The organism is Rhodococcus sp. 05-2255-3B1 (assembly GCF_002258545.1).
Taxonomy (GTDB): Bacteria; Actinomycetota; Actinomycetes; order Mycobacteriales; family Mycobacteriaceae; genus Rhodococcoides.
In genome coordinates this window covers 1-15,729 of sequence record NZ_NOZC01000008.1, presented here as the reverse complement: position 1 = coordinate 15,729, position 15,729 = coordinate 1, and the positions used below count along the sequence as shown (strand labels likewise).

4 protein-coding genes are annotated in these 15,729 nt (G+C 60.0%); all 4 read right to left on the bottom strand.

Annotation, left to right across the window (positions count from 1 at the left end; genetic code table 11):
• Positions 1-80: 80 nt before the first annotated feature.
• The 4 genes from CH249_RS07895 to CH249_RS07880 all read right to left on the bottom strand — a co-directional run bounded on the left by CH249_RS07895 (position 81) and on the right by CH249_RS07880 (position 15,427).
• Positions 81-1,544 (bottom strand): methylmalonyl-CoA mutase family protein, encoded by a 1,464-nt coding sequence (locus CH249_RS07895; RefSeq protein WP_032364855.1) that lies wholly within the window; start codon positions 1,542-1,544, stop codon positions 81-83.
• Entirely contained in the window at positions 1,513-13,125 is an 11,613-nt protein-coding gene (locus CH249_RS07890) for a non-ribosomal peptide synthetase (RefSeq protein ID WP_254923896.1), read from the bottom strand. Before CH249_RS07890 ends, CH249_RS07895 begins: the two co-directional genes overlap by 32 nt.
• Positions 13,126-13,233: 108 nt before the next feature.
• A complete protein-coding gene (locus tag CH249_RS07885) occupies positions 13,234-14,418 on the bottom strand; it encodes an NAD(P)/FAD-dependent oxidoreductase (RefSeq protein ID WP_015586168.1) in 1,185 nt (394 codons plus the stop codon).
• 346 nt (positions 14,419-14,764) lie between these two features.
• Entirely contained in the window at positions 14,765-15,427 is a 663-nt protein-coding gene (locus CH249_RS07880) for an FMN-binding negative transcriptional regulator (RefSeq protein WP_202902192.1), read from the bottom strand.
• Positions 15,428-15,729: the final 302 nt, after the last annotated feature.

Genomic DNA, 15,729 nt, shown 5'->3' with positions numbered 1-15,729 from the left:
CGAGTGGTCAGTTGGCTGCACCCTTGAGTGTGTTTGGGTACGGGATTGACCCGGACTGCTGCTGCTCCGGTTAGATGCGGTCATTTCGATTCGAGCCCTTCTGCCACCGCCCGTTGCATTTGGCCGATGCTGGCCCGAGCCCGTGCTGCTGCGATCATCGAATTCATGACATTGCGGCCCGCGGCCACGTCATCGGTCACAGCACGTAGTTCTGCGCTACAAACCCCGCGCTCGAAGGGACGGCGGCGGCCCGGTACGACACCCGAACGCAGTTGCCTTTCAGTGAGCCACTCCTCTTCTTCGGAACTCTCGGCTTCGACGACGCCGACGACGGGGCCGCGGGTGGCGTAGGCCATGTCGTCAATGCGCGATTCCAGCCAGCCACTGCGCAGACAGTCCAACAAGCCACCATGGGCAGCGATGTCATCTAGCCACCCCGTAGCCTCTGCTTCGATTTCATCGGCGATGCGAGCTATTGCCTCGGACCCGCCGAGGGGGTCGACGTATCTGGCTAGATCGGTTTCCTTCAAGATGATCTGCTGAATCCTCAGCGCAATGCGTGCCGATAGCTGCCCAGGCGTTTGTTCGGCCTCGTCGAAGCCGCACACATGCAGAGACTGCACCCCGCCGAGGACGGCCGCTACGGCCTGAATGGTCGTACGCGCGATGTTGTTGAGCGGTTCGGAGGCGGCGAGAGCGGAGCCGAAAGTATTGACCTGAACACGCATGCGGCTCGACTTCGCGTCAGCAGCGCCGAAGAGGTCCACCATGCGGCGGGCATACATCCTGCGTAGGACACGGAACTTGGCCGCCTCGGCAAGAACCTCCATATGGGTCCCAAAGATGAAGCTGAGCCGGGGTGCGACCTCGTCGACGGTAAACCCCCGCTCCAGCATCCCTTGCAAGTACGTCTCCGCATCAGCGATGCCGAGCGCCACTTCCATTGCTCGGCTCGCACCGGCTTCACGGGCGTGTCCACCCGAGATCGATACCGGATTGACCTTGGGCAAGTTGCGTATGCAGTACTCGATAACGTCTAACGAGAAGCGGAAGCTGTCGTCCAAGTCGAACACGAACGCCTTGCGAGCCGCGTGCTCTTTCAGCATTTCGTTCTGCAAAGTGCCACGTAATAGCGCAGGGTTGACGCCTGATTCTTCGGCAACCACGATCCATAGGGCCAAGATCATCGGTGCGGTCGCATTGATGGTGAAAGAGACTGACACCTGATCCAGCGGTATTCCGTCGAACACTGCGGCCAAGTCGTCGACGGTGGACACCGAGACCCCGGCGCGACCGACCTCACCGGCAGCCGTTGGATCGTCCGGGTCGAGTCCGAGCTGGGTGGGCAGGTCGAAAGCCAACGAAAGACCTGTCTCGCCTTGGTCGAGGAGATAATGGAACCGCCTATTGGTGTCTACGCCGTCGCCAAGCCCAGCCAATTGCCTGATCGTCCATGGCCTAGACACATAGCCCTTGGGATGAATACCTGCCTCATAAGGAAACTCGCCTGGTTTACTCATAATCGTCGCCTTCCAGTTCTGCACGCAGCCGGTCGCCGTAGGCGTCCAACGCATCGGGACTCAACATGTCGTTGTGTTCGCACTCCACTGCGATCTCCGTGACTGGACGAGCGATAAAACGTGTCCAGTCTCTTGAATAACCTGGATCGCGTTCGTGATCGCTTCCCTGGAACACCACAGCGCCGCCCCCGAATAGGTCCGGTGTGTGGCCGTGCCAGAGGTCAGAATTGAATCGGAGATTGCGAACGACGTGGCTGATCATCCAAGCTGGCGGAATAGCTGCGCCGAGTGACGAATGAGTTTCCAGCCATTCCGTGGCCTGCTCGTAAGAGGTCAATTCTTTCAGATCGGGCAGGTCGACGTTCTTGGACACGAAATGCCGCAGGACGTCGGTCTCATTGAAATCCGCGTCTGGCGAGCGTGTCGTACCGGGTTCTACTAGAGCTGCGTCCAACAGTATTAGCCGACGTACGTGCGCCCCTCTCCGTTCCAGCACGGTAGCCATCTGGTGGGCGACGACACCACCGAAGGACCATCCCAGCAGGTCGTAGGGCCCATCGGGCTGGACTGACTGGACGAGGTCGGCATACTCGCCGGCCATTTCGCGGACCGTACGCGGACGTTCGCCGTCGACGGTTTGCTGAATAGCGAATATTGGGCGCTGCACGATGCTTCCCAAGGCGCGGTACGCCCAGCTGACGCCCCCACCAGGGTGTATGCAGAAAAGTGGACGCCCTGGCCCTCGGCACAACTTCACGACCTGAGGTATCTCGTCGGAACTGGACCAGTTGAAGAGTTGTTTGCTCAGGCCCGCTACGGTGGGGGCTTCCATGAGTGCACGGACGCTGATTTCACAGTCGAAGGTTTCCTGCACGGCGGCTACGACACGCATCGCAGAGAGCGAGTTGCCGCCCAGGTCGAAGAAGGAGTCGTCCACGCTGACTCGCGGCAGGTCGAGAACCTTCGTGAAAATGCCGGAGATAATTTCTTCAACCGGAGATGACGGCGCTCTGTGAACGCCGCTGGCGAATTGCGGCTCGGGCAACGCCCATTTGTCCAGCTTGCCGTTGACAGTTAACGGCAACTCGTCGATGACCATCACCACGGCCGGAACCATGTACGCAGGCAATCGCGCGGCAACTCGTTCGCGCAGCGCCCCACCATCGATTCCCGCAGACACCTCGGTAGGTACGACGTAGCCAATCAACTGCTTGCCGGTATCGGTATCACGGGCCACCACTGCCGCACGCTCCACTCCGGTCAAGGCAGCGAGTGTTGCTTCCACTTCACCGATTTCGATGCGGTAACCACGAATCTTCACCTGATCGTCAGAGCGACCCACATACTCCAGCTCGCCGTCGTGATTCCAACGAACCAGATCGCCGGTGCGATACATCCGCGAACCCAAAGGGCCGAGCGGACACGCGACGAATCGCGATGCCGTCAAGCCCGGCCGTCGCACATAACCGCGTGCCACACCCCGCCCCGCGACATACAACTCACCAACCACACCGATCGGAACCCGCCGCAAACCGGAATCCAACACAAACAACGCATCACCCGGCACCGGCGTACCGATAGGAGCTCCATGACCAGGCTTCATGGGCGCACTCATAGAGGCGTAAACGGTGCTTTCGGTAGGACCGTAGGAGTTGATCATTTCTCGGCCTGAAGCCCACCGATCGACAAGTTCGGGCGAGCACGCCTCACCCCCCACAAAAATGGTCCTCAATGCGCTCAGCCGCTGCGGTGACAGCCGGCCGAGGGCGGACGGGGTCTGGGTCAGAACCGAAACACTTTCGTTCACAAGTAGGTCATGAAAGTCGGTGGCAGAGTTGGCCGTGTCCTCAGAGGCTATGACTAAGCGGCCACCGTGCAGCAGAGCGCCCCACATCTCCCACACCGACACATCGAACGAGTACGAATGGAACATCGACCACACCTGTCCTGGCGACAATTCGGACGTCCGTGCGGGTCTGGTGAACAGTTGCGTCACGTTCTGGTGGGTGACCGAGACGCCTTTGGGTGTGCCTGTCGTTCCTGAGGTGTAGATGACATAGGCCGTCAGTTCTGGATGGGGGAATGGAAAGGTGACAGTGGGAGGTTCGACGGTGACCCTGCCCCCGAGGGTCACGACTGCCACTTTGCTCTCATCGACCCGGTGCAATTGCGCTACCGTTGTCACTATTGCTGCTGGTTTGGCGTCTTGTAGAACGAATGCCAGGCGCTCGTCAGGGGTGTTGATGTCGATCGGCAAGTAAGCAGAACCCAGCTTCAGCACCGAAAGTATGGCTATCACAGTGTGTTCCGAACGTGGCAGCAACAGTGCAACAACGTCCTCTACTCCCACCCCACGCCCAGCCAACAAATGAGCCAACTGCGTCGATGTGTCGTCCAACTCCTGATACGTCCACGACCGACCCTCGAACACCACCGCTATGACGTCCGGCCGCACCCTCACCTGCTCGGCGAACAACTCCGGAATCGACACGCCAGCAACGGACTCCGTCACAGCCGACCTGTTACCCAGTACGTCCAGCTGCGTCAGCTCATCCTCACCCAGGATGTCGAACGAAGCCAAAGGACGATCCGGGCCCGCCGCCATCGCAATCAATAGTGTCTGGAGCCATACCAGGATTTGCTTGGCCAACCGCTCGTCGAGGACCGCCATGCGGTATTCCAGCCGCACCCTCAGCTGTGGACCGGGCCAGATCTGTAAGGCGATTGGATAGTGAGTGAACTCGCGACTTGAGGCTATGCGTACGCTCAGTCCGTTTGTCTCGAGCTGCCCGCCGGACATCCTCAGTGGGTAGTTCTCGTAGACGAAGAGGGTGTCGAACAGTTGTTGATGTCCCGCGGCGCGCTGGATATCGGCCAGGGCCACGAACTGGTGGTCTAGCCCATCGTGGTAGTCGTCCCGCAGCATGCCGATCAGTTCAGCCGTGGTCGTCGTCGCGGTCAGGGATGCTCTTACCGGGACGGTGTTGATGAACATGCCCACCGCCGACTCGCTGCCGAACAGTTCTGCTGGCCGCCCCGATACGGTAGTGCCGAAGACGACGTCTCCGCTGCCAGTCAATGCGCCCAGCAGACGGCCCCAGGCGGCCTGTAGCACGATGTTCATGGTCGTGTTTTGCGAGCGAGCCAACTGCTCAACAGAACGCGTGACGTCGATAGGGAGGTCGACTCGCAACAGCGATCGCGCATCAGTGAAGCGATCTCCTGGATCTAACAAGGTCGGCGTTTGAAGTCCCGCCAGCAGCTTCTGCCAATGCCGCCGCGCCGCGCTCCAGTCCTGGGCGGATAGCCACTCGACGTAATTTCGGAAGGTGGGCGCGGGTGCCAGAGTCTCCCGTTCGTAGACGGCGAACATCTCTTTGAGCAGAATCTGGATTGACCAACCGTCCACCACGATGTGATGGACGGATAGCACCAGCGTGTGCTTATTCGTCCCAGTCTGATGAAGGAGAATCCGTAGCGGTGCCTCATCTACGAGGTTGCCGCAGGCGGCGAGCTCTGCATCCAGCAGCCTCTGATCGCACTCGTAGCCGTTAACTACCGTCCACGGTATGTCTGGGCGTGTCGGAATGATCTGCACCGGCTCGGGGAAACCCTCGGAGACGAACCGAGCCATTAGGTTGGGGTGGCGTCCGACGACTGTATGAGCGGCCTCGCGCAAGCGCGGCACGTCGAGTACGCCAGCAATCTCGATACCCAGTTGCACGGTGTACAGCTCTACGGGTTCATTACTGCCGGAACGGCGATGGAAAAGCAGCCCGGTTTGAAGCGGAGTCAGCGGGAGAAGGTCTGCTGGTTCCACGATTTGTGCGAGTTGATCGATCTGCCGCTGATTGACCACCGCCGGCAGGACGTCGGAGGGAGTCAGTCCTCCGCCGCCGTTCTGCACGTACGCCGCAATTCCAGCTAGAACGTCATACCAGCGCGCGTACAGCTCGGTGATATAGGAGCGATCCACCTGTGTGCTCGTCCAACTCCAGGACACGTGTAGTTCTGACTGCGAACCTTCGGCTAGCACGGCTGCATTGATGCCGACTGTGTGCGGCAACAGCATCGAGCGGGAACCAAAGCGTCGAGCATCAGGCGATTCAGTCGGTCCGAGGATCCGCCAATCTTCGAGGGGTGCGTCGAGCTGGCTCACGCTGCGCCGGCCGAGGTAGTTGAAGCCGATGGCGGGATCTACGCCAGACAGATTGTTGGTGCCTAGATACTTGAGAAGACCGTAGGTGATTCCGTCGGGGTGGGCACGCAGCTGTTCCTTGGCGTCCTTTATCCAGATACCCATGTCCGAGCCCCCGGTCAGAACAGTGTCACGGTCCATGGGTACGACGTTCAAAGCGACCGGGTGCTTTGCGGTGAACCATCCGACGGTGTTGGTCAAATCGATCCCACTGCCGATTTCATCGCGACGTCCGTGGCTCTCCACGTCGATGCGGAAAGGGACGTCGAAGTGCTGGTGCTGTTCAGCGAGGGCAGAACCGAGTGCGATGAGCAGCAGATCCTGAACGTTGATGTGCAGAGCCGCAGTCACGTCGGTTACCAGCACTTCGGTTAGCTCCGTGTCGATGCTGACCGACAGATGCTCCACATCGCGCCAGATACCAGGAGTCGGGTGCGGGCTGGGCAGCAGGGTGGCAACGGCTTCAATGCGCTGCCAATGCGGAAGCTGGTCAGTGACTTTCCGCTCGGCAGCGTACTGCGCCAACATCGTTGACCACTCACGGAACGAGGTGCCGCTGGCATCCAGGGTAATTTCTCGCCGCTCGGTGAGGCAGCGCCAACCCGTTGCGAGATCCCTTTGGATGATTCCCCAGGAGACCGCGTCGACCGCGAGGTGGTGGACGATGAGCAACAGCTGGCGGGTGCGCTCAGCCCACAGCCCATGCACCATGGCTCCTCGACGCGGGTCAAGACGGCTCAAGGCATTGGCAAACGTGGTATCGGAGAAGTCCACGACGGGGGTTACACAGTCGGCTGCGCTGATCGAGCCTGTTGGTAGGACGATGCAGTTGTCCGCGTCCTCAGTCGGGGCGTTGTCCACCTGCAACCGGAGCATGGCGTGCCGATCGACCAATGCCTGTAGTAACAACACCACGTCGCTGTACTTCGCCTGCTGCGGCCCCTGGAACAACATGGTTTGGTTGAACTCGTCTGTCGGTGCCGTGAGAGATGCCAGCCACCGCATGATCGGCGTTGCCGTGACGGGCCCAGCCTCAGCCGGCCGAAGGAGAGACTGCTCCGGGACCGAGAGCTGGAGAGCGTGGGCAAGTCGTGCCACGGTTCGCTCCACCAGGATGTCGCGGGGCTTGCAGTACAAACCGACTTGCCGGGCCCGGGACACCACCTGAATGGACGAGATGCTGTCGCCGCCTAGATCGAAGAACGAATCGTCGACTCCAACTTTCTCCACATTCAGTACGCGCGCGTAGATGTCAACCAGGCTCTCCTCGAGTGGAGTAGTCGGTGCTCGGTATTGGTTCGATTGTCCTAGTTGAGGTACCGGAAGCCTCTTTTTGTCAAGCTTGCCGTTACTCGTCATGGGCAATGCATCGAGGACCACGACCGCCGCAAGCGACATATATTCGGGCAGCCACGCGTCGGTCAAGCGGCGCAATTGGTTGCCATCCAACTCGCCCGCCCAGTCTGTGTGGGGAACGACGTAGCCGATCAGCCGTTTGTACCCTGGGTGGTCCTCATGGACGACGACCGCAGCCTGTCCTACTCCGGGGGCCGTCCGGAGCACCGATTCGATCTCACCGATTTCGATGCGGTAACCACGAATCTTCACCTGATCGTCAGAGCGACCCACATACTCCAGCTCGCCGTCGTGATTCCAACGAACCAGATCGCCGGTGCGATACATCCGCGAACCCAAAGGGCCGAGCGGACACGCGACGAATCGCGATGCCGTCAAGCCCGGCCGTCGCACATAACCGCGTGCCACACCCCGCCCCGCGACATACAACTCACCAACCACACCGATCGGAACCCGCCGCAAACCGGAATCCAACACAAACAACGCAGTGCCGGAGCCAGCGGCACCGATCGGCACTGCCCCTGTAGGGACTAGCGGTTCGGTCATCGAAACGTAGACGGTGCACTCGGTCGGGCCATAAGCATTGATCACGGCTCGCTCAGGCGTCACCCATCGCTCGATTAGCTGGGCTGGGCACGTCTCTCCCCCGAGTAGAAGTAGCGCGATCGACGGTAGCCCCTCGGGAGACAGCCGTGCCAACGCCGACGGTGTCTGGGTCAGCACCGTTACTTCTTCGTTTACGAGCAGGTTATGGAAATCGGAAGGAGAGTAGGCAACCTCTTCGGGAACCACGACCAGCCGTCCCCCGTGCAGAAGCGCGCCGCACATCTCCCAGACCGCGAAGTCGAATGCGTATGAATGGAACAGCGTCCATACGTGGTGGTGGGGTTCCAGAGTGCCGGTGGTCGGGTCCTCGACATTGGCGAGGCGCGCGATGTGGGTAGCGATGAGGTCATTGACGCCGCGGTGGGTGACCGAGACGCCTTTGGGTGTGCCTGTCGTTCCTGAGGTGTAGATGATGTACGCGAGGAGGTCAGCATTCGGCACCGGCAACGTCGTCGTCGGCTGTTCAGCGACCTTGGGATCCTCGACATCTATCAGTGGGACCCCGGACTTACTGACGCGACCAGCGAGGCTCACCGTGGTCAAAATCGCGGCCGGCGCAGCGTCTTGTAGAACGAATGCCAGGCGCTCGTCAGGGGTGTTGATGTCGATCGGCAAGTAAGCAGAACCCAGCTTCAGCACCGAAAGTATGGCTATCACAGTGTGTTCCGAACGTGGCAGCAACAGTGCAACAACGTCCTCTACTCCCACCCCACGCCCAGCCAACAAATGAGCCAACTGCGTCGATGTGTCGTCCAACTCCTGATACGTCCACGACCGACCCTCGAACACCACCGCTATGACGTCCGGCCGCACCCTCACCTGCTCGGCGAACAACTCCGGAATCGACACGCCAGCAACGGACTCCGTCACAGCCGACCTGTTACCCAGTACGTCCAGCTGCGTCAGCTCATCCTCACCCAGGATGTCGAACGAAGCCAAAGGACGATCCGGGCCCGCCGCCATCGCAATCAATAGCTGCTGCCACCGAGCCGCCATGCGCTTTACGGTCTCGGCGTTGAAGATGTCGGTGCGGTACTCGACGATTCCGCTGATCCCATCGGGCTGACCGTCCGCAGTGAACCGCTCGCGCAGGCTGAATGCCAGGTCCATTCGAGCGGCTCCGATGTCGACTGACGCCGTCTCCACGTCGAGACCCGGCACCGAGATGTCGGGGACCGGGTCGTTCTGCCAGGCGAACAGGATTTGGATCAACGGATGGTGAGCCTGCGTACGGACCGGATTGAGGCGCTCGACAAGCGCATCGAACGGCACATCTTGGTTCGCGAACGCGTCCAGGCTCCGCTCCCGTACCTCCTCCAACAAATCACCGAAGTTCATCTCGGCTGAAACCCGCGTACGCAACACCAGCGTGTTGACGAAAAACCCGACCATGCCGTCAAACTCGGTTCGCCCCCGCCCCGCCGTCGGCACCCCGAACGCCACATCCGCGCTCCCGCTCAAACGCGCCAACAGCACCGAAAGCGCCGCCGACATCACCATGAACGTCGTCGCATTGCGTTCCCGCGCGATCCGCTGCGCCAATTCATGGAAATCCGCGGGCAGGTCGACGACGACTCGACCCCCATTCGTGTCGGTCTCCGCCGGGTACGACCGGTCCGTGGGAAGCTCCAACCTGCTGGGTAGATCTTTCAGGGCGTGTTCCCAGAATTTCAACTGCCCGGCGAGCACGCTTTGCGAATCCGCTTCGTCACCCAGCAGAGCGTGTTGCCAAAGCGTGTAGTCGGCGTACTGGACGGGAAGTGGCGACCAGGAAGGCGACTCGCCCGCAGCGCGGACTCCGTAGGCGCTCCATAGGTCACGCAGGAGCGGAGGAAGTGACCCCCCGTCGACTGCAATGTGGTGCATGACCACGACCAGACGATGGTCAGTGGCAGACACGACAAACAGCGCCGCGCGGAAAGGAAGGTCTTCGGCTAGGTCGAAAGCATGCTGACCCCGAACACGCGCTGCGTCGGATATTTGAAGTTCCGTCCAGGTGGTGGCGTCAATGATGTCCCAGTCGAAGTCAGTCTCAGCTGCAAGGACACGCTGCTCCGGCACACCAGCCACCGCTGGAAACACTGTCCGCAGACTCTCGTGCCGCTCCACAACATCAGCGATCGCCGCGCGCAGCGCACAGACATCCAAAGAACCGGTAATCTGAATCAGTAGCGGTATGTTGTACGTCGCCGACTGCCCTTCCATCTGGTGGATGAACCACAGCCGACGCTGAGCGAACGACAACGGCAATCGCTTGGGACGAGCTACTGGGACCCATGCCACGCCGCCACCCGGCGATCCACCCACCAACCGTGCGAACCCCGATACCGTTGAGGCTTCCCAGAGCGCCTTCACGCCGATCGATGAATCAAACGACTCCTGCACGGCCGCGATCACTCGCATCGCCGATAGCGAATTTCCGCCGAGGTCGAAGAACGAGTCGTCCACCCCTACCCGCGGTAGGTCCAGCACACGCGCAAAGATTTCAGCCAAAATTCCCTCAACCAAGGTCGACGGATTTCGGTAGGATCCGCCTGCGAACTCTGGATTCGGCAATGCCTGCTTGTCTAACTTGCCGTTGACCGTAAGCGGTAGGTCATCGACGATCATCACCACTGTGGGGACCATGTACTCCGGTAGGTGCGCGGCCACATCACCACGCACCACAGCACCATTTACTTTTGGACCGGTCTCCGCAGGTACGACGTAGCCGATCAGCTGCTTGCCCGAACTCGAAGACCTCACCACGACCGCGGCGCGCTCCACCCCCGCGACACGGGAAAGAGCAGCCTCGACCTCACCCGGTTCAACACGAAAACCACGGATCTTCACCTGGTCGTCCGAGCGGCCCACATACTCCAGCTCGCCCTCGCGGTTCCACCGCACTACGTCACCCGTCCGGTACATCCGCGAGCCCGGCGGGCCGAGCGGAGAAGCAACAAACCGCGACGCCGTCAGCCCCATGCGTTTCAAGTAGCCCAGGCCGACACCATGACCTGCCACATACAACTCTCCGACTACTCCTACCGGCACGCGGCGGAGACCGGTATTCAATACGAAGAAGGCAAGGTCAGCAAGCGGACCGCCCACGGGACTGACATGGCTGTCGAGGTCAGAAGAAACGATCCTCCGGAACGATGCGTGGACGGTGGTCTCTGTGGTGCCGTACATGTTGATCAGGTGCGGCCAGGAATCCAGCTGATCTAGCCAAGGTCGCAACTTCGACGGTTCGAGAGCTTCGCCTGCGAAGACAATCGCTTCTAGACCGCTCAGCCGAGACTCGCCCGGCCGGCGCATGTCGACTGCCTGCAGAGCATAAAATGCTGACGGTGTCTGACTCAGAACGGATACGTTCTGGTCTCGCAGTAGTTGATGAAAGTCGTTGGCGGACTGGGCAATTTCTCCAGGTACGACAACCAGTCGGCCACCGTGTAGCAGCGCGCCCCACATCTCCCATACCGACACATCGAACGCGTAGGAGTGGAAGAGTGACCACACCTGGTTTGAGGACGGCACGAACCCCGGAGCCGTCGAGCTGAACAATCGCGTGACGCTCGCCTGGGTAACGGCAACCCCTTTGGGGACACCGGTGGTACCGGAGGTGTAGATGATGTACGCGACTTGGCCGGCCTCTGGCGCAGGCAGAGCCGTAACCGGCTGCACGGCAATCGCGTCGTCGTCGACATCCACAACTTCGATACCAAAACAGTCTACCCGGCAAGTCAGTTCGGCAGTGGTCACGAGGGCAGCTGGAGCGGCATCGCCCAAGATGAACGCCACCCGCTCATCGGGGTGCTTGATGTCAATGGGTACATAGGTTGCGCCCAGTTTCAACACTGCCAGGATCGCGATTACTGTCTTGTTGGAACGCGGGAGCATGAGAGCAACAACTTCTCCTCCGCGTACCCCACGAACGGCTAGTAGATGTGCCAGTTGCGTGGAGGCCTCGTCAACTTCCCTGTAAGTCCATACCTGATCCTCGAAAACCATGGCGTGCGCTTCCGGCGCTCGATTCGCCTGTGCTGCAAACAGTTCGGCTATGGATATACTGGCGGCAGTCTGAGAGTGCGCAGAACGATTGCCCAGGCGGTCAAGATGAGTGTGTTCGTTTCTGTCTAGTACGTCGATCGAGATGACTGGCTGGTCGATCACGGCGATCATCTCGGCGATGATTCGCCCAAGCCTGACGATCATGGTCTCGACCGATGCAGCGTCGTAGACATCAGAGCGGTACTCGACCACTCCGTCGATTCCCTGCGGCTCGCCGAACTCGGAGTACCGCTCCCGGAGACTGAAGGTCAAGTCCATCCGGGCCTGTCGAGAAATGGTGGGTACCGCCTCTGCCAGCACCCCCGGCAAGTCCAACTCCGTGGAGATCTGGTTCTGCCATCCGAGCATGACCTGGACCAGTGGGTGATGCGATTGTGACCGAGCAGGTTTGACGAGATCCACCAGCGCGTCGAACGGGACATCCTGGTGGGCCAATGCGTCCAAAACCGCGTCCCGTACTTTTTGCAAGAGGCGACGGAACGTCGAACTGGCAGACACATCAACGCGGAGCACTACTGTGTTGGCGAAGAAACCGACCATCTCCGCAAGATCAGCGTCACGTCGGCCCGTAGTTGGAACACCGAAAGCGACATCGGAGGTGCCGCTTAGTTCGGACAACAGCACCGCCAGCGCCGTCGAAATCACCATGAAGCCGGTAGAACGATGCTCCCGGGCCAACTGTCGCACCTGCTCTTGCATCGACACGGGCCATTCGATGGGGATTCGATTGCCTCGATAGTCGGCCACGACCGGATAAGGGCGGTCGGTTGGGAGCTCAAGCCGCCCCTCGTATCCGGCTAGCGTGTTCTTCCAGTAAAGGAGGTGCCGGCTCAGCGCACTGTCGGGGTCGGACTCGTCGCCGAGCGACTCACGCTGACGGAGCGTGTAATCCCGATATCGCAATGGCAACGGCACCCAGGCAGGCACCTCTACGCCCACATGGGCCCTGTACGCCAGCCCGACGTCGCGTACGAGGGGCGTGAGGGACTGGCCGTCTGACGCGATGTGATGCATCAGGAGCACCAATACATGCTGATCGGCCGATAGTCTGAAGAGCTGCGCTCGGAACGGAATCTCAAAGCTGAGGTCGAATTTGTATCCCACTGCCTGTGCGACTGCATCGTTCAACGCGTCTGTCGACCACCCTGACGCTTCGACTACGTCCCAGCCGAAGTCTGCGTCGGCCGAGCCAAGAACACGCTGCTCCGGCACACCCTCATGGGAGGGGAAAACAGTCCGCAAACTTTCGTGTCGACTCACGACATCGCCGATTGCCCTGCCCAGCGAATGAACACTGAGCTCACCAGTCAGGCGTAAGACCAGAGGAATATTGTAAGTTGACGACAATCCCTCCAACTGGTGGATAAACCACAGCCTACGCTGCGCAAAAGACAACGGGATCAATGCTCAACCCTTTCAGCGCCCAGCAAAACACTTCCTTGCGAACCACTCGGGTGACCACCCTCAGCGTTAGATTCAGACCCGAAATATTTCATCAGCAAGCTACAACAAGTCGACGAGCTCGGCCGACATAAATTCGCGCATCCCGATGGCCCCCGAAACCAAACCGAAGTACCGAGATGTAAGTTCGGGCGAATTGGCAATGGCATGCAGCATGCGCAACCGGGACTTCGTCGGTTGAAGCTTCGCCAGGGCGAGAGTACTCATGTACGGCTCCTCTAGAACAGCTCCTGTCGACAGTGCAAAGTGCACCATCGCCTCATCTACTGCGACCGAGTTCCCGACATCCACCCCGGAAATAGAATCGGTGAGCAGGTCGGCTTGAATCAGCGCATTGGTGATGCCGCGGGCGCTGATCGAGTCAAGGTGGTGAGCCGCATCCCCCGTCAATGCCCAGCCCGGACCGTGCGATTTACGGAAATAGTTGCGTTGGTCCCCCGTACCCCACCACCGATCCACTCGGTCGAGTGCCATAATTTGTTCGTATAAATCCGGCGCTGTCGATTCGATCGCGGACAAGTACGCCCTCTGCGGGTCCCGCCGAACGACCGAGAATTCGCTCTGCGGCAGGTAAGCTGCCACAATTGTCAGGTCGTCATGTGTTGGAATACGGGCTATCCAGCGGCCGACTCGCTCATGGAATCCGAATCCTGTTCGCAAGCCTTGCCAGAAGGTGTAGTACACGCAGCTTGCTATGGGTGCCGATCGGAGGATCGGTGCCTGAACAAGTTCCGCGACCTTTGATCGCATACCGTCGGCCCCAATAACCAATCGAGCAGACACCGATGTGGTCGAATTTCCACTCCGGAGGCGAACTCCGGCGACGCGTTCGTCGTGCCAAATCAATTCTAGGACCGACGTCCGATCCGAGAACTCCGCGCCCGCTGACACGGCAGCTCGAATGAGTAGATCGTCGAGTATGTACCGCCGTGGTGCGTAAGCGGCATTAACACCGTCCTTCGCCGGGGTAGCAGCGATCAGACTCAGTCCATCCACATCGTGACTAATAGTGCCCAAAGGCGGACAACCGGAGGCCACAACATCATCGAGCATCCCCCACTGTGCGAGTCTCACGACCCCAGGGTGCTGGATATACAACGTGGACATGGTGTCCGCCGGAAAGGAGGCCCTATCGACCAGCAGAACACTTCGCCCCTGTCTGGCTAACAGCAGTGCCACCGAAGCGCCGGCACATCGCGCCCCAACAACAACAACGTCGTAATCCATTACCAACCTTCTGGCTTTCTCTGGCGATGACACCGACTTGGTCACGTTCGCCGGTCGGCTCTTTTGCCGGATTTTGGTCCGGAAGCAATCCCCCGGAATCCCAACTTCATTCCGAAGGTAGAACGATTGACCTGCTCGACGAGTCGGAATGGCGGCGGACAAGGTGCGTGAGAGCAGTAGCACAATTTATAAACTCCGCTTGCATCCGTAAACCGATGAACAGACCAGGCCGAAATGGCTGAGCCGGTGCGAAATTGAAGGTTTACAAATGGCGGGCACGGAATGCTCTTTTGGCGCAAAAGGCTCCCGGGCCGTGGGTTCCGTCGGTGCGTCCGACATGTCCCCATCAGAAGTTGTTGTAGTCACCATGGCTGTACTCCCGCATGAACGAAGCTAGTTCTTTGCCTCGCCCGGCGTGGTTCGCGCTGAAGTGGTCCGCCACCCGTCGCCTGGTCTCGAGGTTCTGCTCCTGGCTGAGCTTGAACATGCCATCCGCCGATTCCACCTCAAAACTGAATGCACCCACAGCCGGACCGATCCTTCGGTAGTGGTCCAGCGAACTGTCCATCTCCCACCCGCTGCCGAATTTCTGCTCGTACGTACTGACTGTCAATTGAACGACCTTGAGCGTCTCCTCGAAATCGGCAACAGGTTGCAGCTTTCCTCGGAGATGTACCGAGACGTAGTTCCAGGTCGGTGCTACAGAATCGCGTTGGTAGACACTTGGGGTGACATACCCATGAGGCCCGGTGAAAATAAGTTGGGCATCCGCACCGTCGACGAGCGAGTCCCAGTGGGGATTGGCCCGGTTCATGTGCCCAAACAGTGTCGATCCTTCTAAGTCCTCGCTCTCTGAAGGGGCGCAGGGAGCACAGATGACTGGCAAATGGGTGGCGTACGGGGCCTTGGGGCCGTTTGAGATCAGAGCCGCAAAAGGGTACTGCGCAACCACGCGGCGCAGCCATGTCCGATCACTTGCCTTGTAGATCCGGGGGACGTACATGGTCATCTCCTGAGAATGGATTGGGCGATTTCACCGGATCTGACTGCAGTGTTGGACAGGAGACCAGCAGAAAGTCCATGGCTGTGTTCGGTACTGGCACCGTGCACATAGATACCGGCGCGCACCGCATCCGACGTCGTCACTCGGTAGTCGCGTCCCACGCTGAGCCGTCCCTGCTCGTCGTGCTTACATTCGCGCATCAGGCCCTGGTATCGGTGGACGACCTCACGTGTCGGTCTGTGTACGACCTGACGTGTCGGTGTCCGGCAGGTTCATGATGCCGGTGCCTCCACTGGTGTGACAAGCCC